Origin of the sequence: Rhodobacter sp. SGA-6-6 (assembly GCF_011043545.1) — a bacterium.
In the GTDB taxonomy this organism is placed as follows: Bacteria; Pseudomonadota; Alphaproteobacteria; order Rhodobacterales; family Rhodobacteraceae; genus Pseudogemmobacter.
Window position 1 is genome coordinate 307500 of record NZ_JAAKGP010000005.1, and the last position, 22332, is coordinate 329831.

Consider the following 22332-nt stretch of genomic DNA (forward strand, 5'->3'; position numbering starts at 1 on the left):
CGCTTACTGGAAGACGGCGGAAGGGTTGTCGAGGCTGTCCGAACCCTCGAAGTCGATCTTCGACAGGCCGAGCGCCGCCACCGCCCGCTCGATGGATTTGGTCTGGGTGACCAGCGCGTCCACGCCGCCCATGATCAGCGCCTCGCCCTCCTTGTTGCCGGGGGCCAGCATCATGTCATAGGCGAAGCCGCCCTCGGCCGCCGCCTTGATCGCGCCGAGCGCGGCGACGGTGGCGTCCAGTTCGGCCTTCAGCTGGGTATCGACGGCGGCGTCCTTCGCGGCCACCAGCTCCGACAGCGAGGGGCCGGAGACGACCGAGCCGTCCACGCGGGTATAGCTGCCCAGATAGACATTCCGCACCCCGAGACCATCGTAGTAATGGCTGTTGTGGGTGTTGTCCGAGAAGCAGTCGTGCTCTTCCTCGGGGTCGTTCAGCATCAGGCCCAGCTTCATCCGCTCGCCCGCCTGCTCGCCGTAGGAGAGGCTGCCCATGCCGGTCAGCATCGCCAGCAGCCCGGCGTTCGGGTCGGCGGTGACCGTGGCGCGGCCCTCGCCGCCCTCGGCCCATTGGGCGGCCATGAATTCCAGGTCGCTGACCAGCAGGTCGGTCGCCGCCTTCAGATAGGCGGCGCGGCGGTCGCAGTTGCCGCCGGTGCAGCCGTCGCCCTGGACGTAATCGGTATAGGGACGGTTGCCGGCGCCGGCCTCGGTGCCGTTCAGGTCCTGGCCCCAGAGCAGGAATTCGATGGCATGGTAGCCCGAGGCGACATTGGCCTCGATCCCGTCGGCTTCCTGCAGGGTGTCGGAGATCAGGTCGGGGGTGATCTGCGTCGCATCGACCTCGGTGCCCGACAGGGTGAACTTCGGCGTGGCGATCACGTTCAGCCCGGCCAGCGCGTTCTCCTCGTTCTCGGCGGTGCCCTGCGCCACGTAGTCGATCAGCCCCTCGTCCAGCGGCCAGGCGTTCACCTTGCCTTCCCAGTCGTCGACGATGGCATTGCCGAAGCGGAAGACCTCGGTCTGCTGGTAGGGCGCGCGGGCGGCGAGCCAGGCGTCGCGGGCGGCCTTCAGGGTTTCGTCCGAGGGCGTGGCGATCAGCGCATCCACCGCGGCCTGCAGCGCCTTGGCGGTGGACAGGCTATCGGCATAGCCCGCGGCGGCGATGTCGGCATAGGTCCTGACCACGTCGGCCGGATCGGCGGCGCGGGCCGTGGCGGGCAGGATCAGCGCCAGGGCGGTCGACAGGGCAAGCATCTTGACGCGGGTCATTGCAGGGGCCTCGGTATGGAACGGGGAGGGAACGGAAACGGGTCATTTGGTCAGGATCAGCTTGCCGGCCCGGGTGATGCGCAGGGCATAGACCTGATCGCCCAAGAGGATGCGGGCGGAGCTGCCGCCACCCGTCAGGACCCGCGCATCGTGGCAGGGCTCGCTGCCGAAGGGTTTCGGCGCGGCGGGGGGCAGGGCCGGTTCGGCGGCCGGGTCGGCCTCCTTGCGGTCCATGTCTCACCTCCATCAAGGGCATGTCGCTTGCTTGCCTTCCGGGGCTGGCTGCGGATTGCCCTATAGGTGACAAAATCAGTCGGAAGTGTAAAGCCGATTTTTCGGTAAGGTATCTTTCCGGCCTTTTGCCGCAGGCCCTGCCGCCAAGGTGAATTGACAGAATCACGAGGCGCAGGCGTAAGCTGCGGCCACAGGCGCCTGCCCGGCGCCGCTTCCTTGTGTTCCCTTTCGCGCGGCATCCGGGCGGACCAAGACCTGACGGGACGGAATGGTCCGGTCCCGGATAACATCGCAATCAGGGAATACGGAATTGACCCAATCCTCCACCCTCAGCCGCCGCCGCTTCCTGAAGGCCTCGGCGGCCGGCGCCGGCCTGCTGGCCGCGCCCGCGCTCGTCTCCTCCCGCGTGCTCGCCTCTTCGGGCGAGCTGAACTTCGTCGGCTGGGCGGGCTATCCCGTGCTGGCCGAGAAGGTCTTCCCCGCCTTCACCGCCGCCACCGGCATCACGGTGAACTTCAAGGAACTGCCCGACCAGGACACCATGTTCGGCGAGGCCAAGGTGGCGCTGCAGTCGGGCGGCATCGACGTGATCGAGCCGACGATCGACCGCGTCGGGGCCTGGGCATCGAACGGCTTGCTCGGCGCCTTCGACGAATCGAAGCTGGCGATGGACAACTACCTGCCCGGCCTGGCCGACGGCGCCGCGGGCGAGCGCAGCCGGGTCGACGGCCAGCTGGTCTATGTGCCGTCGAACTGGGGCACCGAGTCGCTGGTGGTCAACGAGGCCGATGCCAAACTGTCCGACCCGCCCTCGCTGGGCGACCTCTTCAACCCCGAGAACCCCAGCGTGGTGCGCCCGCATTCGGCGCTGGCGGCGATGGGGCGCTGGCTGGATGCGCAGGGCAAGCTGCCGCGGCCCTGGATCGACGGCTACAGCGACATGGGCGCCATGGTCGAGCTGTGGGACATCGCGCTGGCCGAGGCGATCAAGGTCAAGGGCAACATCGTGCAGTGGTGGACCGGCGAGAACGACGCCAACGCCGGCTTCACCGCCAACGGCGCCACCATCGGCCTGTGCTGGGACGCCACCGGCTACAACCTGCGCAAGGACGGCTACCGCTATGTCGCCCCGACCGAGGGCGCCTTCGCCTGGCATCAGGGCTTCATCATGATGAAGAACGCCACCAACGTCGACCAGTCGCATGAGTTCGTCAAATGGGTCTCCACCCCGGAAGGGGCGGCGCATTGGGCCTCGGCCTTCTCGTCCAACCCGGTGGGCAAGGGCGCGTCGGACCTGCTCGATCCCGAAGTGGCCGCCTATTACAACGGCACCTTCAACGACGAGGCGCTGTCGAAGCTGTGGTGGTGGCCCGACCAGTCGGCCGACTTCCTGGCCAAGCGGGCCGAGTATTCGGACAAATACAAGGCGGCGTAAGCGGACGCAGGGTCCGGGCGGGAGAAGGCGAGGCATTGCCTCGCCCCGCCCGTGCGGACGGGTTCACCCGGAAACGGTGTCCGCGAGAAACCCGGTGAGGCCAGCGCCCGACCGGGCGGGCGAGAAGCGCCCCGCCAGGGGGCGGGCGGGCGCTGGCCGGGACTTATGGTCCCGGCCGGGAAGGTTGAACCGTTGCGATGTGGCGAAGGCACGCGCCTTCGCCAGACCGTTCCTTTCAGGTCAGTGTCGGCCAATGCATCGACGGCGGGCGGCGGGGATTCCCCCGCCGCCCGTTTTTCGTTCACCGTTCCGCCATCGGCGCGTTACACAGGACTGGCAAGGCTGCGCCCACCCGCGCGCCGTTGCGCAGATGAAGGAGAGCGTGATGACCACCCGACTGAACCGCCGCAGATTCCTGCAGACCTCCGCCGCCGGGGCGGGCCTTCTGGCCGCGCCCGCGCTGGTCTCCTCCCGCGCGCTCGCCTCTTCGGGCGAGCTGAATTTCGTCGGCTGGGCGGGCTACCCGGACCTGGCCGAGAAGATCCTGCCCGCCTTCGAGGCCGCGACCGGGATCAAGGTCAACTTCAAGGAGGTCCCCGACCACGAGACGATGTATGCCGAGACCAAGATCTCGATGGAGACCGGCGGCATCGACCTGATCGAGACCACCATCGACCGCTGGGGCAGCTACAACGCCAACGGCCTCTTGCAGCCCTGGGACGAGACCAGGGCCGACCTGAACGCCTATCTGCCGGGGATGCTGGACGGCGAGGCGGGCGAGATGTCGCGGCTGGAAGGCGCGCTGATGATCCTGCCCTCGGTCTGGGGCACCGAGTCGCTGGTGGCCTCGGAGGCCGACGCCAAGCTGTCGTCGCCGCCCTCGCTGGGCGACCTGTTCAACCCCGAGAACCCCGCCGTGCTGCGCCCGCATTCGACGCTGGCCGCCATGGGCCGCTGGCTGGAGGCGCAGGGCAAGCTGCCGAAGCCCTGGCGCGAGGGCTACCGCGACATGGCGGTGATGACCGAGCTGTGGGACATCGCGCTGGCCGAGGCGATCAAGGCCAAGGGCAACGTGGTGCAATGGTGGTCGGGCGAGAACGAGGCGGTGGCCGGCTTCCAGGCCAACGGCGCGGTGATCGGCCTGTGCTGGGATTCGACCGGCTTCAACGTCCGCAACGACGGCTACAAATACATCGCCCCGGTCGAGGGCGCCTTCGCCTGGAACCAGGGCTTCTCGCTGGTGAAGGGGGCGAAGAACGCCGATGCCGCGCTGGAGCTGGCGAAGTTCGTCGCCACCCCGCGGGCCTCGGCCGACTGGGCCACCGCGTTCAAGGCCAACCCGGTGGCCAAGGGCGGGCCGGAGCTGATGGAGCCGGAGATCGCCGCCTATTACGCCGGCACCTTCGACGAGGCGGCGCTGAAGTCGCTGTGGTGGTGGCCCGAGCAGGGCGCCGAATTCGTCGCCAAGCGCGGCGAATATGCCGACAAATACAAGGCGGCCTGAACGGGTGACGAAGACGGTTTGCCGTGGCGAAGGCCATCGCCTTCGCCACAGTGCGATCTTGCAATCGGGGCCGGCCGGGCCTCAATGGTCCGGCCAGCGCCCGCCCGCCCCTCGGCGGGCGCTTCACGCCCGCCCGGGCGGACGCTGGCCTCTCGGAGTTTGGCATGACCAATGTTTCCGGGTGCTACCGTCACGCACGGGCGGGGCGAGGCAATGCCTCGCCTTCTCCCGCCCGGCCCTGCCACTTTATCCGCCATTCGCGGGCCTTCCGCCGTGTCCTCTCGGCCCGCCCCGCGATAGTATTTTGCACACGGCCCGTGGCCTGCTAGCTTCGCGCAAAACAACAAACTCTCAGGGGGACCACGACGCGATGAGCGCCGGCATTGATCTGGAAAACGTCTGCTGCGATTTCGGCACCTTCCGCGCGGTGGACGACGCCAACGTGTCGATAAGACCGGGCGAGTTCTTCTCCTTCCTCGGCCCCTCCGGTTGCGGCAAGACCACCATCCTGCGGATGATCTCGGGCTTCATCGAACCCACCGCGGGGGTGATCCGCATCGGCGGCCAGGACGTGCGCGGCAAGCGGCCGAACCAGCGGCCGACCGCGCTGATCTTCCAGAACCTCGCGCTGTTCCCGCTGATGCCGATCTGGGAGAACATCTCCTTCGGGCTGGAGGTGCGGGGCGTCGACAAGGCCACCCGCCGCCGCAAGGCCGAGGACCTGCTGCGGCTGGTGGACCTGCCCGACGCCGCCGACAAGATGGTCAGCCAGCTGTCCGGCGGCCAGAAGCAGCGCGTCGCCATCGCCCGGGCGCTGGCGGTGGAACCCTCGGTGATGCTGCTGGACGAACCCCTCTCCGCCCTCGACCTTAAGCTGCGCCAGCACATGCGGGCGGAACTGCGGGCGATCCAGAAGCGCACCGGCGTGACCTTCGTCTACATCACCCACGACCAGGGCGAGGCGCTGGCGATGTCCGACCGGGTGGGGGTGATGAGCCAGGGCCGCATCCAGCAGATCGCCGACCCGCGCGAGATCTACAACACTCCGGTGAACGGCTTCGTCGCCAGTTTCGTCGGCGAGAACAACATCTTCGAGGGCAGGGCGGGCGCCGCCGCCGGGGGCATGGCCGCCTTCGACACCGAGGAGGGCCGCTTCCGCGCCCGGCTGGCGCCGGAGGCGGAGGGCAAGCCGGTCAAGCTCTATGTCCGCCCCGAACACACCGTCCTCACCGCCGCCCCGGGCACCGAGAATTCGGTGCCCGTCACCGTTGCGGAGGTCTCGTTCGAGGGGCCGTTCATCGCCGTCCTCGCCCGCACCGCCAAGGGCCGCGCCATCGTGTCGGAAATCCGCAACGACGGCCAGGCCACGGTGCCGCAGATGGGCGCCGCCATGCACGCCAGCTTCGCCGCCGAGCGCGCGGCCTTGCTGCCCGATGCCAGCGTCAGGGGGTAGCGATGCAGGACATGATCCGCCGCTACGGCCCCGGACTGACGCTGATCATCTGCCTTCTGGTCGCCTTCTGGCTGGTGATGCTGGTGATCGTGCCCAACATCACCCTTCTGGAGCAGAGCTTCCGCCCCTACCTGCCGGTGGCCGAGATCGGCGGGCCGCGGGACACCTACAGCCTGGGCAACTACATGAAGGTGCTGGACGGCACGGTGGAGAAATCGCTGCTCGGCATCTCCTTCACCATCCCGGTGCATGTCTACACCTTCTTCCTGACCATCTTCTATTCGATCCTGGTCACCTTCATCTGCTTCCTGCTGGCCTATCCGCTGGCCTATTACCTGGCCAAGATCGTCAGCCCGAAGTCGCTGCCGACGCTTCTGCTGATGCTGTTCATCCCGCTCTGGGTGTCCGAGGTGCTGCGCGCCTTCGCCTGGTGGATCATCCTCGCCTTCAAGGGGCCGCTGAACGCCATGCTCCTGGGGATCGGCCTGATCGACGCGCCGATCCGCTGGACCAACATGGGCTATACCGGCGTCGTGGTCGGGCTGATCTACACCTATGTCCTGTTCATGCTGTTCCCGCTCTACAATGCGGTGCAGTCGCTGGACACCAACCAGATCGAGGCGGCCGAGGACCTGGGCGCGCCCTGGTGGAAGATCCACTGGAAGATCGTGCTGCCGCATTCCAAGCCGGGCATCGCCTCGGGCTCGGTGATGGTGTTCATGCTGTCGGCCGGATCGCTGCTGGTGCCCTCGATCCTCGGCTCCACCACCTCGCAATGGTTCACCCAGACCATCGACCAGTGGTTCAAGGACGCGCTCGACTGGAACACCGCCTCGGCCTATGCCTTCCTGCTGCTGATCCTCTGCACGCTTTTCGTCACCGTGGCGCTGAAGCTGTTCCGGGTCCGGCTGTCGGACATCGCCAAGTAGGGAGGGGAAGATGCACAAGTTCCGCCTGGGCCTTTCCCACCTCTACATGGGCCTGTTCCTGCTGTATCTGCTCCTGCCGCTGGTGGTGATGTCGGGCGCGGCCTTCAACGACAGCAAGTTGCCCTCCATCGTGCCCTGGAAGGGCTGGACTACGATGTGGTTCAGCGAGATGATCGCCGACCAGCGGATGATGGTCGCCTTCCGCAACACGCTGCTGGTGGCCGTTGCGGTGGCGGTGCTGGCCATCGTGGTCGGCACGGCGGCGGCGATCCTGGTCAATTCGATCTCCGGCCGGCTGCGCACGGCGCTTTACGGGATGATGATCTCGACCATCCTGATCCCGGGGGTGGTGATCGGCATCTCGACGATGATCATGTGGACGAAGCTGGGCAATGCCATCGGCACCGACTTCATCCTGTTCAAGCCGGGGCTGCATCTCAGCGTGCTGGGGCAGGTCAGCTATATCGCCGCCATGGTGATGCTCTTGGTGCTGGCGCGGCTGCAAAGTTTCGATGCCGGGCTGGAGGAGGCGGCGCTGGACCTTGGCGCCAGCCATGCGCAGGTGATGCGCCGCATTCTCTTGCCGCATCTCTATCCGGCCATCGGGGCCGGGGCGGCGGTGGCCTTCTTCCAGTCGATCGAGAACTTCAACGTCACCCAGTTCACCCGCGGCGGAGCGGACACGCTGACGGTCTATGTCTTCTCGAAGGTCCGCTCCGGCATCACCCCGACGATCAACGCGCTGGCCTTCCTGCTGATCTGCATCACCCTGGTGCTGGCCGCGGTCTACGAGGTCAACCGCCGCCGCCGCGCCCGGGCCGAGGCTGCCCGCCTGGCCCAAGCCCGACGCGCCGAGGCCGAGGAGGGGATCGGCGCGGCGTGAGGGCGCCGGAAAGGGAAAGGCCCGGCGGAGGCCGGGCCTTTGCGTTCCGTCAGGGTCGATCAGGTCAGGAAAATCTTGACCACCGCAATCGCCGCGCCGAACAGCGCCGCCGTTGCCACGAAGGGATACCACCGCGCCTCGGCATTGATCTTCGAGGTCTCGGCCAGAAGCTTGGCGATCTCGGCCCGCATCTTGTCGTCGGCGAGGCTTTGTTCGGCGCTGGTCATGTCCGTTCCCCTGCCTCGCGTCAGAGACCGAAGAGCTTCGGCAGGATGGTCAGCACGGCGACCAGCACCCCGGCAAAGATGGTAAAGGGAATCCAGAACCGCTCCCGCGCGATCTTCGCGGTCTCGGCGTTCAGCTTTGCGGTTTCGGCGGCCATCTTGGAGATTTCGCCGAACATCTTGGCGATCTCGGCGCGCATCTTGTCGTCGGCAAGGGCCTGTTCGGCGGTGGTCATTGCAGCAGCGCTCCGCTTTCGTCGGTGGGGCGGGCCATGCCCGGAATCTGGGGCCGGCGGGTCCGCATGTCAATCACCTGCGGGGCGAGCCTAGCCTCGATTCGTTAACGGGACTTTACCATCCGCCGTGCCGTGCCCGGTCTTCTGCAAGCCGGCCTCTCCCCCCTGCAACAAGGTCTCGACCAGCGCCGAATGCGGGTCGGCCATTGCGTCGATCACGTCGAAGTGGTGGCGGCCGGGGTCGGGCGTCCAGGGGCAGTCCCATTCCTCGGCCAGCACCCGCGCCTGCCACAGGAAGGCCGGACGCTCGGCCGCGCCGACCCAGACATGGGCCGAGACTCCATCGCGCAGGGCCAGCCGGGCCGGGCTTTCGGCGGCGCATTCCTCCGGCGTCAGCCGCAGCTTGCCGTTCATCTGCGTCGCCATCAGCGGCCCCAGCTCGGCCAGCGGCGAGATCGGCACCACCCGCCGCACCGCGGCCAGGCCGATGTCGGCACAGCCCATCCGCGCCGCCAGATGGCCGCCGGCCGAATGGCCCGTCACCACCATCGGCCCCGCGACCTCGCCCGCCACCGCCCGGCAGGCCGCGGCGATCTCTTGCGTCATCGTGGAGATCCGCGCCTCGGGCGCCAGCGTGTAGGAGGGCATCGCCACCGCCCATCCCCGGGACAGCGGCCCCGCCGCCAGATGCGACCAGCTTTCCCGCCCGAAGGCCATCCAGAACCCGCCATGCACGAAGACCACCACCCCCGCCGGCGCGTGCGCGGGCAGGAACAGGTCGAAGCGCTGCCGCTCGCCCGGCCCGTAGGGCAGGTCCAGCCGGGCGCGGTCGCCGGCATTGGCGCGGAAGGCGGCGGCGACGGCGGCCCAAGTCGGGGGATAGCTGTCGCCCTCGGCGATGAAGGCGCCGTTGGCGTAGTCGCGGTCGGGATCGGGCCAGGAATATGCAGGTTTCATCATGGATTGGTGCTGAAGGCGGGAGCGGGCAGGGCAAAGGGCGATGCTGGCTAAGGCACATCCCTGGCGAGGCCCGGGAAGCCATATCTTGTGCACAACTTACACGGTCGGGCAAGCCCGCGCTTGCATGTCATGGGCGGGACACGGCCGGTTTCCGCCCGGCGGCGGAACGGGCCGTCAGGCCCCCGAAGGCCGCCCGGCGAGGTGGAGGCAATAGGCGATCCGCGGGATCGCATCCGCCACCTCGAAGTATTTCGCGCCGGGAAAGCTGTTGATCTCGAAAAGCCAGGGGCGCCCCGCCGCGTCGAGGCCGAGGTCGATGCCGAGCGCGTCGATCCGGAACGCCTTGTATACGGACTGGGTCCAGACCGGGATGTCCCGGGCCAGCCGCTCCAGCGTCTGCATGACGGCCGGGGCGCCCTGGCCGTAGCGCTGCGCCAGCAGGGGCAGCGCCTCGCCGATGCTGCCGCCCGTCGCCACGTTCGAGGTGATCGAGCCGGAAAGCCCGATCCGCGCATAGATCTTCACCGTGGTCCAGGCCCCGGTCCCGTCGCGGCGGCTGTGCAGCCGGATGTCGAAGGGATTGCCGGCATCCGTCCGCGACTCCACGTATTTCTGCAGAAGATAGCGCCGCCCGCCGGTGATCCTCTGATGCAGCCCCCCGGCCTGCGGCAGGTCCTCGCTGACGCCCGGGCCTTGCAGGTGCAGGCCGCCGGGCCGGCGGCGCAGCTTCCAGACGTTGCGGCCCTGCGAGCCGAAGACCGGCTTCAGCACGATCTCGCCGAAGGTCTCCAGCCCGCGGGCGATGTCGGCATCGTCCTGCGGGATGGACTGCGGGATGATCAGCGGGTCGAAGTCCCTGCACCCGGCGATCAGCCGCGCGACGGCCGCCTTGCCGCCCAGCCGGCGGGTGGTGTAGGCGGCGGTCTCGCGCAAGGGCGCCCAGCCGTCCCAGTATCTGCCCGAGAGGCAGGCATCGTCGTTCTCGATGATGTCGGGATAGCGGCTGTCGACCTCGGTCCAGCGGGTGCCATCGAAGGCTTTCGCGCGGATGCGCCGCCGGTCCGGTGCGATGTCCGCGGGCCGGAAGAACACCAGGCCCGCCCCCTGGCAGCGCGCCGCCATCGCCATCGCCGTGGCGACGAGACCGGGGGACCCGCTGGCCCGCAACATGCCGATCAGGCAGCGATCCGACGATGACACGGGCCAAACCTCCTTGGACAGGGACCGGGCCCCGGGATAGCGCGAGACCGCCGCGCCTGTCCACCTGTCCCGCCAGACCGGCGAGGCGCGGAACGGGCGGCGCCGGGCCGGCTTGAACCTTGCGCGCCGATGTGGAGATACTGCGGCGGGAGAGGGCCGCATCCACATGAAACCGATCGTCATCCTGGGCATCTTCGTCGCCGACACCGCCTATCGCGCCGCCCGCCAGCCGCGGCTGGGCGAGACGGTCCTGGGCCAGGGCTTCGCCCTCGGCCCCGGCGGCAAGGGGTCGAACCAGTCGGTGGCCGCCGCGATGGCCAGTTCGGGGGCAGGGGGCAGGGTGCATTTCATCACCCGGCTCGGGCGCGACGACTTCGCCGCCCTTGCCCGCGCGACATGGGAGAAGGCGGGGGTGCGGCCGGAAGTGACCGAGGACCCCGAAAGCTATACCGGCGCCGCCTTCATCTTCCTGGAGGCCGCCACGGGGAACAATGCCATCATCGTCGCGCCGGGCGCCGCGGCGCGCATCTCCGCCGCGGATGTCGAGGCGCGGGCCGGGCTGATCCGCGGCGCCGCCGCCTTCGTGACCCAGCTGGAACAGCCGGTGGAGGCGGCGCTCAGGGGCCTGCAGATCGCGCGGGAGGCCGGGGTGACCACCATCCTCAACCCCGCGCCGGCCGCCGACCTGCCCGACGGGATGCTCGCGCTCTGCGACTACCTGACCCCGAACGAGACCGAGGCCGGGATGCTGACCGGCATCCCCGTCGCCGACCTTGCCAGCGCCGAAAAGGCGGCCGATGCGCTGCTGGCGCGCGGCGTCGGCGCCGTGGTGATCACCCTCGGCGCCAACGGCGCGCTCTACCGCGATGCCGCACGCTCCGTCCATGTCCCCGCCATCTCCGCCGGCCCGGTGGTGGAGACCACGGGCGCGGGCGATGCCTTCAACGGCGGCTTCGCGGTGGCATTGGGCGAGGGCCGCGAGGTGATCGAGGCCGTCCGCTTCGGCTGCGCCACCGCCGGGATCTCGGTGACCCGGGCGGGCGCCGCCGCCTCGATGCCCGCCCGGGCCGAGATCGAGGCGCTGCTGGCCCGCAGCCGCTGATTTTACAAAACTGTCATACAGCGGTTACAGAACCGCAGCATTCCCATGGCAGATGGGTGACGCCGGGCGGACCCTCCGATCCCGGCCCGGGCAGGATCAGACGATGCAGGAACCGCATATCCGCAGCCGCTTCGACGTGGAGCTGGAGGCCGTGCAGGCCCGGGTGATGAAGCTGGGCGGCATGGTCGAGGCCGCGCTCCTGGACGCCGCCGAGGCGCTGGAGCGGCGCGACGAGGCGCTGGCCGACCGGGTGCGCCTGGGCGACAGCGACATCGACGCGCTGGAGGACGAGATCCAGAACGATTGCGCCCGGCTGCTGGCGCTGGAATCCCCCGCCGCCGGCGACCTGCGGCTGGTGCTGTCGGTGATGCGGATCGCCTCGGCGCTGGAACGCGCCGGCGATTATGCCAAGAACCTGGCCAAGCGGACGCTGGTGCTGCTGTCGATGCCGCCGGTGGGCAGCTCGGGCGGGGCGGTGCGGCGGATGGCAAGGGCGGTGGTGGCGATGCTGTCGGACGCGCTGGACGCCTATGTCGCCCGCGACGCCGCCCGCGCCGAGGAGGTGCGATTGCGCGACCACGAGGTCGACCAGCTTTACAATGCGCTCTTCCGCGAGTTCCTCACCTACATGATGGAGGACCCGCGCAACATCACCCCCTGCATGCACCTGCATTTCATCGTCAAGAACATCGAGCGGGTGGGCGACCACGCCACCGGGATCGCCGAGCAGGTGATCTATCTGGTCGAGGGGCAGATGCCGGGCCGGGCCCGGCCCAAGATGGATTCGACGGGGCTGGCCTCGGGCTGAGGCTCCGGAAAGGAGAACAGGATGGCGCAGAGCGAAAGGCCGGTGGTGCTTCTGGTCGAGGACGAGCCCGCGCAGCGCGAGGTGCTGGCCTACAACCTGGACGCCGAGGGCTTCCGGGTGGTGCCCGCCGACAATGGCGAGGACGCGATGATGCTGGTCGAGGAAGAGGGGCCGGACATCATCATCCTGGACTGGATGATGCCGAAGCTGTCGGGGATCGAGGTCTGCCGCCGGCTGAAGATGCGGCCCGAGACCCGCGGCATCCCGATCATCATGCTCTCCGCCCGGGCCGAGGAGGTGGACCGCATCCGCGGGCTGGAAACCGGGGCGGACGACTACGTGATCAAGCCCTATTCGGTGTTGGAGCTGATGGCACGGGCGCGGGCGCAGCTGCGCCGGGTGCGGCCGTCCTCGGCGGGCGTGGTGCTGGAATGGGGCGACATCAGGCTAGACCCGGAAACCCACCGGGTCTACCGCGCCGACAAGGTGCTGAAGCTGGGCCCGACCGAGTTCCGCCTGCTGACCGCGCTGATCGAGAAGCCGGGCCGGGTCTGGAGCCGCGAGCAGCTGCTGGACCGGGTCTGGGGCCGCGACATCTATGTCGACACCCGCACGGTGGACGTGCATGTCGGGCGCCTGCGCAAAAGCCTGATGGCCCATGGCGGCGACGACCCACTGCGCACGGTGCGCGGCGCGGGATATGCCCTGGGGTAAGGGAGGGCGATTTTTCGGCGCGGCTGAAGCGTTGTCTCCGGGGACATCGGTGATCCCCGGTTTCTCCGGGCGGGAACAGGCGAGGCACTGCCTCGCCCCCGCCCGTGCGCAGCGGTTGCACCCGGAAACCTTTCAGTCCGAGACCCGGAGAGGCCAGCGCCCGCCCGGGCGGGCGAGAAGCGCCCGCCAGGGGGCGGGCGGGCGCTGGCCGGGACTTGTGGTCCCGGCCGGTCTGGTTGAAGCGGTGCGCTGTGGCGAAGGCACGGGCCTTCGCCAGATGGGCCGCCTACGTCGCAGGGGGTTTTCATTCGCGGCCTACAGCCGCGGCAACAGGCGGGCCACCGTCTCCACCACCTGCGCGGCGTTGGCTTCCGAGAAGGGCAGCGGCGGGCGCAGCTTCAGGATGTGGCCCTGCGGGCCGGTGGCCGAGATCAGGATGCCCTCGTTGCGCAAGAGGTTGACCAGTGTCGCGGCCCGGTCCGGGGCGGGGGCGCCCTCGCGCAAGACGTCGGCGCCGAGGAAGAGGCCGGCGCCGCGGACCTCTCCCATCACGTCGCCCGACAGCGCCGCGAGACCGTCGCGGAAGGCGCGGCCGACGCGGGCGGCGTTCTGCATCAGCCCTTCGTCGCGGATCACGTCCAGCACGGCAAGGGCCACCGAGGCGGCCACCGCATTGCCGCCGAAGGTGTTGAAATAGCGCGCCTTCGCGCCGAATTCGGCGATGACTTCCGGCCGCAGCGCCAGCGCGGCGACCGGATAGCCGTTGCCCATCGGCTTGCCCATCGACACCATGTCCGGCACGACGCCATGGCGCTGGAAGCCCCACATATGCCCGCCGGTGCGGCCGAAGCCCGGCTGCACCTCGTCGGCCAGGAACAGGCCCCCTTCGGCGCGGATGGCGGCGACGGCGGGGGCGAGGAAGCCCTCGGGGTCGGGCCAGACCCCGTCGGAGGAGAAGATCGTGTCGGCGATCAGCATCGCCGGGCGGATGCCCTGCGCCCGCATCGCCGCGCAGGCCCCGGTGACGGCGGCGGCGAAGCCCTGCGCCACCCCTTCGGGGTAGTTGGCAGGCGTCGGCGCCGGGATGGCGAAGACCTCCGACCCCGGGGCCACCGCCGGGCCGATCGACATCGACATCCCGGCGGTGGCCAGCGTCACCCCGTGATAGGCGTTGCCGGTGACGATCACCCCCGTCCCTCCGGTCGCCGCCCGGGCGATGCGATAGCCGAGGTCGTTGGCCTCCGACCCTGTGCAGGTGAACATGACGTGGCCGATCTCGGCGGGGAAGGTGGCCAAAAGCCGTTCGGCCAGCTCCAGCACCGTCTCGTGCAGATAGCGGGTATGGGTCGCCAGCCGCGCCGCCTGCGCCGCCATCGCCTCCACCACCCGCGGATGGGCATGGCCGACCGAGGCGACGTTGTTGTAGCAGTCCAGCCAGGCCCGGCCCGCGGTGTCGTAGAGATGGACCCCTTCGCCCCGCACCAGATGCAGCGGCGTCTCGTAGAACAGCCGGTAGGCGGGTCCGAGCAGGCGCAGCCGCTTCTCCGCCAGCGCGGCATCTTCGGGTGAAAGCGCCCCGCTGCCGGGGGTCCAGGCGTTGATCATGGCGCCGGTGGCGCGTTGCGGCTGGGTCATCGGTCACGCTCCTGCCCGGCGGCGCGGGCGATGGTTCCGGTCACGCGCTCCCGGCCCAAGGCGCGGAAGGCGGCCAGCCCCTGCCGAGCGGCGGGGGCGTTGCGCAGGATATAGCCGGCATTGCCGGGATAGAGCGCCGCCCGCCAGGCGGTGATGACCAGCGTTGCCACCATCCGGGCCTGGATCAGGTCGTAAAGCAGGTCGATTTCCTCGGGCGCGAGCGGCAGGCGGTCGGCGTAGCCGCCGACCAGCCCGGCCAGCGCCTTCAGCGGCTCCTCCCCCGCCATCCGGTAGGAGGCGGCGACGGCCAGGTCGCAGGCGCGCGGCGTCCGCACCATGTCGCCGAAGTCGAGGATGCCGGTCAGCCGGGAGGGATCCTGCGGGTCGGCCAAGAGGTTGTGCGGGTTGAAATCGGCATGGCAGACCTGCCGCGGCAGCCGGTCCAGGGCCGGAGCGACGCGGGCGGTGAAATCGGCGAGGAAGGCTTCGGCCTCGGCCCTGAGGCCAGTGTTTTGCAGCGCGGGCAGGCGCGGCGCCAGCGCGGGCAGCCGGCGGATGTCCCACAGCAGCGCATGGTCGGCGGCGGGGTGGTGGTAATCCTCCAGCGCCGCGGTCAGCCGGGCCAGCGCCGCGCCGATGGCCCGGGACTGGCCGGGTGCGCGCGGCAGCCGGGCCAGCGGCGTGCCCTCCAGCCAGGTGAAGAGCCGCAGCCGCCCCTCGGGCAGGGCGAGGTCATGGCTTCCGTCCGCCAGCGGCACCAGCCGCTGCACCGGCAGGCCGGGGTCGCGGGCGGCGACATGAAGATGCGCCCGGGTCTGGAAGTCGGTCATCTCCGCCGGCTCGGCCGGATGGGTCAGCCGCAGCACGAAGCTGCCCGTCGCGCCGTCCAGCCGATGATTCAGGTCGCGCTCCGAGGTCAGCGGGGTCAGCCGCCCGGTGAGCCCCCAATGCCGGGCCAGATGGCCGGCCAGTTCCTCGGCCGTCATCCGCGGCGGCGGCAGGGTCAGAAGGGAGTCGTCGGAGGCTGTCACGGGCGGAACCGATGCGGAGGGACCGGGCCAGATGACCACAGCCGGGGGGCGGGCGCCAGAGGGTCAGGCCCCCACCAGTTCCCGCCGCGCGACCTGGGCGAGGAAGGCGGACCGGGTCAGCCCCCGAGTTTTCGCGGTCTCGTCGATGGCGCGGAGAAGCCCGCGCTCCATGGTGATGTTGACCCGCTCCACCGCCGTGTCGGCGGGGATATAGGGCACCGGCAGCAGCACCGCACCGGCGGCGAGGGCGTCCTTCTGGCTAAGGCGCAAGGCGTCCAGCGACGACGGTTCCACATCCGGCTGGTCGTCGAACCAGAGGTCCAGCGCTTCGGTCGCGGCGGCGGGGATGGCGTCCCAGCTGTCGGCGGCGGCAAAGCAGCCGGGAAGGTCGGGGAAGGTCAGGCCGAAGGCGCTGTCCCCGTCCTGATGAACGATGGCGATGTAATAGCGCATGTCATTTCCTTTCTGGCAGGCGGCTGAAGCAGCCCTGCCTGCTGGTAGATGCTCCTGACCGTCCCGAGCGGCAGGTCCTTCTTCGGATGCGGCAGGATCACGGTGCGGTCGCCTTTCCGCAGCTTGAGATGCGATCCCTTGCTGGACACCTCCTCGAAGCCTGCCTCCTTCAGAAGCTTCAGCAGCCTGCGGGAGTTGGTTTCCAGCTCCATCTGCCTTATCCTTTATATGGACACATATATACACACCCGCGTGGTCGCCATCAAGAGAGAATGCGCATCTAAGTGTGTATTGCCCCGTCCCGGATCATCGCCGCCAGCCGTTCCGCCGCCGGGGGCAGGGTGGCGCCGCTGCGGGTGAGAAGGCCGAAGGGCTCCACCTCGATGCCGAGGTCGGCGGGCAGGCGGATGTAGGGGGCGTCGGGGGCGCGGGTGAAGGCATCGACCACCGCCGTCGCCACCGGGGCGATGGCGTTCGACTGCTGGATCAGCGCCAGCGTCAAGAGGAAGGAGGCGGTGGAGAGGCGCTGCGGCGGCTCGGGCAGGCCGAGGCGCGACAGGCGGTCCAGCACCGTGCGGGTCAGGATCGAGTCGCGCGGCGGCATCACCCAGTCCTGCGCCATCAGGTCGGCGGCGGCGATGGGGCCGGGCCGGTCCAGCGGATGGTCGCGGCGGGCGATCAGCGCGACCGGCTCGGCGGCGAGCCTGGTCTCGTCGATCAGGGCGCGGTCGGGGCCGGCGGGGCGGCGGGCCAGCGCGAAGTCGATGCGGCCCGACAGCAGCTGCTGCGCCAGTAGGTCCGACGGCGCCACCACCACCTCGGCGGTGATCTGCGGCAGGGTCAGCCGGGCGGCGCGCAGGGCGGGCAGCACCAGCTCCATCGCCGCCCCGGTGACGGCGCCGATGCGGACATGGCCGGACTGGCCGGAGCCGACCTCGGCCAGGTCGCGGGCGGCGTCCATCAGCTCCGCCTGCACCCGGGCGGCGCGGCGGGCCAGCGCCAGCCCGACCTCGGTCAGCGCCATGCCGCGCCCCGTCCGCCGATGGACCGGCCGGCCGGCGATGCGTTCGACCTCGGCCAGCAGGCGCGAGGCGGCGGGCTGGGTGATGCCGAGCCCCTCGGCCGCCTGGCCGATCTGGCCGGTCTCCAAGAGCGCGGCCATCAGGCGCAGGTGCGACAGCTTCAGGCCGCGGGCCTGCAGCGGGTCGGGGCGGGGGATCGGCATGGCACCTCCTCGGCCGCCCTTGGCGGCTCGTCGGGGCATCATATACCGTATCGGATATGAAATGCTATGAAATCGCAATTTGACGGGTATGTCCGCATTTGCCATCCCTGCGCCACGGCCGCAGGGGCGGCCATGGGGAGGAACAGCATGAAACTTACCAAACGCGCCCTTCTGGCGCTGGCCGGCGCGACTCTGGCCCTTGCACCGCATTTCGCCGCGGCCGAGGGCAAGGGCTCGGTCGGGATCGCCATGCCGACGAAATCCTCGTCGCGCTGGATCTCGGACGGCAATTCGATGGTCGAGCAGTTCCAGGCGGCGGGCTATACCACCGACCTGCAATATGCCGAGGACGACATCCCGACCCAGCTGTCGCAGGTCGAGAACATGATCTCGAAGGGCGTGAACGTGCTGGTGATCGCCGCCATCGATGGCACCACGCTGTCGAACGCGCTGGAGAATGCGCAGGCGGCGGGGATCAAGGTCATCGCCTACGACCGGCTGATCCGCGACAGCGGCGCGGTGGACTATTACGCCACCTTCGACAACTTCAAGGTCGGCGTGCAGCAGGCGGAAAGCCTGGTGCAATGCCTGAAGGAGCGCTTCCCGGAGGCGAAGCCCTGGAACGTGGAGCTGTTCGGCGGCTCGCCCGACGACAACAACGCCTTCTTCTTCTACGATGGCGCCATGTCGGTGCTGCAACCGATGATCGACGCGGGCGAGATCGCCATCCCCTCGGGGCAGGTCGGCATGGATGTGGTCGGCACCCTGCGGTGGGACGGCGCGGTGGCGCAGTCGCGGATGGACAACCTGCTGGCCGCCAACTACGGAGACAAGCCGCTGATGGGGGCGCTGTCGCCCTATGACGGGCTGTCGATCGGCATCCTGTCCTCGGTCAAGGGCGTCGGCTACGGCTCGGGCGACATGGTGATGCCCTGCGTCACCGGGCAGGATGCGGAGATCCCTTCGGTGAAGTCGATGCTGGCGGGCGAGCAGTATTCGACCGTGTTCAAGGACACCCGCGCGCTGGCCGGGGTGACGGTGAAGATGGTGGATGCGATCCTGCAGGGCGGCGAGCCGGAGATCAACGATACTTCGACCTACGACAACGGGGTGAAGGTGGTGCCGTCCTACCTGCTGGAGCCGGTGTCGCTGGGGGTCGGCGACATCGACAAGGTGCTGGTGGAGTCGGGATATTACACGGCCGACCAGATCAAGTGACGGGCCTGGGGGAAAGCGGGGGGCCAGCCCCCCGCACCCCCCGGGATATTTATGAACAGATGAAATGCAGGCCGTTCGGGGAGGGGCTGATGGCGCTTCTGGAGATGCGGGGGATCGGCAAGGCCTTCCCGGGCGTGCGGGCGCTGGACCGGGTGGACCTGAGCGTCGAGGCCGGCGAGATCCATGCCATCTGCGGCGAGAACGGCGCCGGCAAGTCGACGCTGATGAAGGTGCTGTCGGGGGTCTATCCCGCCGGCTCCTACGAGGGCGAAATCCTTTATGACGGCGAATTGTTGGCGCTGCGCGGCATCCGCGACAGCGAGGCGCGGGGGATCATCATCATCCATCAGGAGCTGGCGCTGGTGCCCTTGCTGTCCATCGCCGAGAACCTTTTCCTCGGCAACGAGGTGGCGGCGCGCGGCGTGATCGACTGGCCGCAGGCCTTCCATCGGACCGAGGGCTGGCTGCGGAAGGTGGGGCTTTTCGAGCCGCCCTCGACCCCGGTGGGCAAGCTGGGGGTGGGCAAGCAGCAACTGATCGAGATCGCCAAGGCGCTGGCCAAGGACGTGCGGCTCTTGATCCTCGACGAGCCGACCGCGGCCTTGCAGGAGAACGACAGCCAGAAGCTCCTTGACCTGATGCTGGAGCTGAAGGCGCAGGGGGTCACGCAGATCCTGATCAGCCACAAGCTGAACGAGATTTCCCGGGTGGCCGACCGCATCACCGTGCTGCGCGACGGCGCGACGGTCTCCACCATGGACCGCCGCGAGATCACCGAGGACCGCATCATCCGCGACATGGTGGGCCGCGACATGGCGCATCGCTACCCCGAGCGGGTGCCCGCCCCGGGCGAGCGGCTGCTGGAAGTGGAGGGCTGGACCGTGCTTCACCCCGAGGAGGCCGGGCGGGTGGCGATCCGCGACGCCTCCTTCCATGTCCGCGCCGGCGAGATCGTCGGCATCGCCGGGCTGATGGGCGCGGGGCGGACCGAACTGGCGATGAGCCTCTTCGGCCGCAGCTACGGCCGCTGGCAGGCGGGCGTGGTGAAGCTGCGCGGGCAGGCGGCGGATGTCTCGACGGTGGAGAAGGCGATTGCGGCCGGAATCTCCTATGTCACCGAGGACAGGAAGGCGCTCGGCCTGATCCTGGAGGAGCCGATCCTGAAGAACATCTCGCTGGCCAACTTGGCCGGGGTGGCGCTGCGCGGGGTGCTGGACAAGCGGCGCGAGGCGAAGGTAGCCGAGGACTACCGCCGCCAGTTGGCGATCCGCACCCCCGGCGTTCAGCAGAAGGTGGTGAACCTGTCCGGCGGCAACCAGCAGAAGGTGGTGCTGTCGAAATGGCTGTTCGCCGATCCGCAGGTGCTGATCCTGGACGAGCCGACCCGCGGCATCGACGTGGGGGCGAAGTTCGAGATCTACCAGATCATGAACGACCTCGCCGCACAGGGGCGGGGGGTGGTGATGATCAGCAGCGAGATGCCGGAACTGCTGGGCATGTGCGACCGCATCTACGTGATGAACGAGGGCCGTATCCTGGGAGAACTGTCCCGCGCAGAGGCGACGCAGGAGCGGATCATGGCGATGATCATGAAGGCGGCCGGCCGGGCCGCGGGCGAGGGGGAGGCGGCGTGATGGCGCAAGGCAAGGGCATCGGCGCCCATCTGGGCGGGCATCTGCGCGAGAACGGGATGCTGGTGGCGCTGGTCGCCATCGTCGCCTTCTTCACCGTGATGCTGGCGCTGCAACCGCAGCCGGTCAGCTTTTTGCAGCCGCTGAACATCAACAACCTGTTCCTGCAGAACGGCCATGTGATCATCCTCGCCCTGGGGATGCTCTTGGTGATCGTCTCGGGCCACATCGACCTTTCGGTCGGCTCGGTCGCCGCCTTCACCGGGGCCTGCTCGGCCTGGATGACGGTCTCGCTGGGGCTGCCCTTCCCGCTGGTGATCCTGCTGACGCTGGCGATCGGCGGGGCCATCGGGGCGGCGCAGGGCTATTGGGTGGCCTATTGGCGCATTCCTTCGTTCATCGTCACGCTGGCCGGGATGATGGTCTTCCGCGGCGCGACGATGTGGATGCTGGGCGGGCAGAACATCGGGCCCTTCCCGAAGGGGTTCCAGTCGCTCTCCTCGGGCTTCATCCCCGACCTGACCGGGATCGGCCGGCCGCACGGGTTGACGCTGCTGCTGGTCGCTGCCGGGATCGCGGCGATCTTCTGGCTGGGCTTCCGCGGCCGGGCCCGCGACCGCGAGTTCGGCATCGAGCCGGAGCCGATGGCGCTGTTCTTCGGCCGCCAGATCGCGGTGGCCGCCGCCGTGGGCTTCGTCGGCTGGCAGCTGGCCAGCTTCCGCGGGTTGCCCAACGTGCTGGTGGTGCTGGCCGTCCTTGTCGTCTTCTACGCCTTCTTCACCGAGAACACCGTGATCGGCCGCCGCATCTATGCCGTCGGCGGTAACGAGAAGGCGGCGAAGCTGTCGGGCATCCGCTCGGACCGGCTGGTGTTCCTGTGCTTCGTCAACATGGGGATGCTGGCGGCACTGGCGGGGATGATCGTCACCGCAAGGCTGAACTCCGCCACCCCCAAGGCCGGCACCGGCTTCGAGCTGGACGCCATCGCCGCGGTCTTCATCGGCGGCGCCTCGATGACCGGCGGCTCGGGCCGGATCGTCGGCGTGGTGGTCGGCGCGCTGATCATGGGGATCATGAACATGGGGATGTCGATCCTCGGCGTCGGCATCGACTACCAGCAGATGATCAAGGGGCTGGTGCTGCTGGCCGCGGTGATCTTCGATGTCTACAACAAGAGCAAGTGAGGGGCGGCCATGCTGATGTCGCAGGTTCTCCGGCCGGAGGGCGGGCTTTCCGTGGTCGTCCGCGAGGGATCGGAGGCGGCGGTGGTGCGCGGCGCCGCTTCGGTGCTGGCGCTGGCGCAGGAGGCCATCGCCTCGGGCCGCGGGCTGAAGGCGGTGGTGGCGGCGCATGGCCTGGGCGAGGCGGTGGACCTGGCCCGGCTGGCGGCGGAGGGGCGGCTGGCGCTGCCGGTGACGCATCCGGACCCCGCCCACATGCACCTGACCGGCACCGGGCTGACCCATCTCGGCTCTGCCGCCGCGCGGGATGCGATGCACGCGGGGGCGGCGGTGGAGGAGGCGACGACGGATTCCATGAGGATGTTCCGCATGGGGCTGGAGGGCGGGCGGCCCGCCCCCGGCGAGGTGGGGGTGCAGCCGGAATGGTTCTGGAAGGGCAACGGCCATGCCGCCGTCGCCCCGGGCCAGCCGCTGACCGCGCCCGGCTTCGCCGGGGACGGCGGCGAGGAGCCGGAGGTTGCCGGCATCTACCTGATCGGGCCTTCGGGCCAGCCCTTCCGCATCGGCTGGGCCTTGGCGAACGAGTTTTCGGATCATGTGGTGGAGCGGGGGAATTACCTCTGGCTCGCGCATTCCAAGCTGCGGCAGGCCAGTTTCGGGCCGGAGATCCTTGTGGGCGACCTGCCCGCCGATCTGCGCGGCACCAGCCGCATCCGCCGCGGGGGCCGGGTGATCTGGGAACGCCCGTTCCTGTCGGGCGAGGCGAACATGTCGCACAGCCTCGCCAACCTGGAACACCACCACTTCAAGTATGACCTGTTCCGCCAGCCCGGCGATCTGCATGTGCATTTCTTCGGCACCGCCACCCTGTCCTTCGCCGAAGGGGTGAAGGCGCAGGCGGGCGATGTGTTCGAGATCGAGGCCGCGCCCTTCGGCCTGCCGCTGAGAAACCCGCTGGCCTTCGCGGCCGGCGCAGACGGCGCCCTTGCCGTCGCCGCCCTGTGAGG

General features: G+C 69.3%; 23 protein-coding genes. 12 read left to right on the forward strand and 11 right to left on the reverse strand.

From position 1 onward, the window contains the following. Window positions 1-3: 3 nt before the first annotated feature. Window positions 4-1269: an imelysin family protein gene (locus G5B31_RS12090; protein ID WP_165017934.1), complete on the reverse strand. Its 1266-nt coding sequence runs from the start codon at window positions 1267-1269 to the stop codon at window positions 4-6. A 42-nt stretch (window positions 1270-1311) separates the two neighbouring features. Further along, window positions 1312-1503 carry a hemin uptake protein HemP gene (gene hemP / locus G5B31_RS12095; RefSeq protein WP_165017937.1) on the reverse strand — a complete coding sequence of 64 codons (192 nt, stop codon included), beginning with the start codon at window positions 1501-1503 and terminating at the stop codon, window positions 1312-1314. A gap of 310 nt (window positions 1504-1813) precedes the next feature. Here hemP and G5B31_RS12100 point away from each other — a divergent pair, with 310 nt between their 5' ends. From G5B31_RS12100 to G5B31_RS12120, 5 genes are all read left to right on the forward strand, one after another. Then, complete coding sequence (locus G5B31_RS12100; protein ID WP_165018063.1) at window positions 1814-2938, forward strand: extracellular solute-binding protein; 1125 nt, start codon at window positions 1814-1816, stop codon at window positions 2936-2938. Window positions 2939-3323: 385 nt separating this feature from the next. Continuing rightward, window positions 3324-4442, forward strand: a complete 1119-nt coding sequence (locus G5B31_RS12105) for an extracellular solute-binding protein (protein ID WP_165017940.1) — start codon at window positions 3324-3326, stop codon at window positions 4440-4442. Window positions 4443-4812: 370 nt separating this feature from the next. Beyond that, window positions 4813-5895, forward strand: coding sequence for an ABC transporter ATP-binding protein (locus tag G5B31_RS12110; RefSeq protein ID WP_165017943.1), 1083 nt, complete (start codon window positions 4813-4815; stop codon window positions 5893-5895). A gap of 2 nt (window positions 5896-5897) precedes the next feature. Next, entirely contained in the window at window positions 5898-6824 is a 927-nt protein-coding gene (locus tag G5B31_RS12115) for an ABC transporter permease (RefSeq protein WP_165017946.1), read from the forward strand. A gap of 10 nt (window positions 6825-6834) precedes the next feature. Beyond that, window positions 6835-7707: an ABC transporter permease gene (locus tag G5B31_RS12120; RefSeq protein WP_165017948.1), complete on the forward strand. Its 873-nt coding sequence runs from the start codon at window positions 6835-6837 to the stop codon at window positions 7705-7707. A 59-nt stretch (window positions 7708-7766) separates the two neighbouring features. Here the strand turns inward: G5B31_RS12120 and G5B31_RS12125 are convergent, their stop codons facing one another. The 4 genes from G5B31_RS12125 to G5B31_RS12140 form a co-directional block, all read right to left on the reverse strand. Then, a complete protein-coding gene (locus tag G5B31_RS12125; protein WP_165017951.1) occupies window positions 7767-7934 on the reverse strand; it encodes a hypothetical protein in 168 nt (55 codons plus the stop codon). 20 nt (window positions 7935-7954) lie between these two features. Beyond that, a complete protein-coding gene (locus tag G5B31_RS12130; protein ID WP_165017195.1) occupies window positions 7955-8167 on the reverse strand; it encodes a hypothetical protein in 213 nt (70 codons plus the stop codon). Between the two features lie 90 nt (window positions 8168-8257). After that, window positions 8258-9127, reverse strand: coding sequence for an alpha/beta hydrolase (locus G5B31_RS12135; protein ID WP_205911912.1), 870 nt, complete (start codon window positions 9125-9127; stop codon window positions 8258-8260). A 174-nt stretch (window positions 9128-9301) separates the two neighbouring features. Continuing rightward, on the reverse strand, window positions 9302-10327 hold the full coding sequence (locus G5B31_RS12140; RefSeq protein WP_165017954.1) for a YheC/YheD family protein: 1026 nt from the start codon (window positions 10325-10327) through the stop codon (window positions 9302-9304). 166 nt (window positions 10328-10493) lie between these two features. Between G5B31_RS12140 and G5B31_RS12145 the strand changes: the two genes are divergently transcribed. From G5B31_RS12145 to phoB, 3 genes are all read left to right on the forward strand, one after another. Next, the gene (locus G5B31_RS12145; protein ID WP_165017957.1) at window positions 10494-11429 is read left to right on the forward strand and encodes a ribokinase; all 936 of its coding nucleotides are present in this window, start codon (window positions 10494-10496) and stop codon (window positions 11427-11429) included. 103 nt (window positions 11430-11532) lie between these two features. After that, a complete protein-coding gene (phoU, locus tag G5B31_RS12150; protein ID WP_165017960.1) occupies window positions 11533-12237 on the forward strand; it encodes a phosphate signaling complex protein PhoU in 705 nt (234 codons plus the stop codon). Between the two features lie 21 nt (window positions 12238-12258). Then, the gene (gene phoB / locus G5B31_RS12155) at window positions 12259-12951 is read left to right on the forward strand and encodes a phosphate regulon transcriptional regulator PhoB (protein ID WP_165017963.1); all 693 of its coding nucleotides are present in this window, start codon (window positions 12259-12261) and stop codon (window positions 12949-12951) included. A gap of 315 nt (window positions 12952-13266) precedes the next feature. Here the strand turns inward: phoB and G5B31_RS12160 are convergent, their stop codons facing one another. The 5 genes from G5B31_RS12160 to G5B31_RS12180 all read right to left on the reverse strand — a co-directional run bounded on the left by G5B31_RS12160 (window position 13267) and on the right by G5B31_RS12180 (window position 17295). Continuing rightward, complete coding sequence (locus G5B31_RS12160; RefSeq protein ID WP_205911913.1) at window positions 13267-14586, reverse strand: aspartate aminotransferase family protein; 1320 nt, start codon at window positions 14584-14586, stop codon at window positions 13267-13269. Then, complete coding sequence (locus G5B31_RS12165) at window positions 14583-15617, reverse strand: phosphotransferase (RefSeq protein WP_165017966.1); 1035 nt, start codon at window positions 15615-15617, stop codon at window positions 14583-14585. Before G5B31_RS12165 ends, G5B31_RS12160 begins: the two co-directional genes overlap by 4 nt. A 63-nt stretch (window positions 15618-15680) precedes the next feature. Then, a complete protein-coding gene (locus tag G5B31_RS12170; protein ID WP_165017969.1) occupies window positions 15681-16070 on the reverse strand; it encodes a type II toxin-antitoxin system HicB family antitoxin in 390 nt (129 codons plus the stop codon). After that, complete coding sequence (locus tag G5B31_RS12175; RefSeq protein WP_205911914.1) at window positions 16016-16282, reverse strand: type II toxin-antitoxin system HicA family toxin; 267 nt, start codon at window positions 16280-16282, stop codon at window positions 16016-16018. Before G5B31_RS12175 ends, G5B31_RS12170 begins: the two co-directional genes overlap by 55 nt. 68 nt (window positions 16283-16350) lie before the next feature. Further along, window positions 16351-17295, reverse strand: coding sequence for a LysR substrate-binding domain-containing protein (locus G5B31_RS12180; RefSeq protein ID WP_165017972.1), 945 nt, complete (start codon window positions 17293-17295; stop codon window positions 16351-16353). Between the two features lie 147 nt (window positions 17296-17442). On the opposite strand from G5B31_RS12180, the gene chvE reads away from it, so the two are divergent. From chvE to araD1, 4 genes are all read left to right on the forward strand, one after another. Next, window positions 17443-18513, forward strand: a complete 1071-nt coding sequence (gene chvE / locus G5B31_RS12185; RefSeq protein ID WP_165017975.1) for a multiple monosaccharide ABC transporter substrate-binding protein — start codon at window positions 17443-17445, stop codon at window positions 18511-18513. Between the two features lie 86 nt (window positions 18514-18599). Next, a complete protein-coding gene (mmsA, locus tag G5B31_RS12190; RefSeq protein WP_165018073.1) occupies window positions 18600-20147 on the forward strand; it encodes a multiple monosaccharide ABC transporter ATP-binding protein in 1548 nt (515 codons plus the stop codon). Beyond that, entirely contained in the window at window positions 20147-21328 is a 1182-nt protein-coding gene (gene mmsB / locus G5B31_RS12195) for a multiple monosaccharide ABC transporter permease (protein WP_165017978.1), read from the forward strand. Before mmsA ends, mmsB begins: the two co-directional genes overlap by 1 nt. 15 nt (window positions 21329-21343) lie before the next feature. Next, on the forward strand, window positions 21344-22330 hold the full coding sequence (gene araD1 / locus G5B31_RS12200) for an AraD1 family protein (RefSeq protein WP_276616158.1): 987 nt from the start codon (window positions 21344-21346) through the stop codon (window positions 22328-22330). Window positions 22331-22332 lie beyond the last annotated feature (2 nt).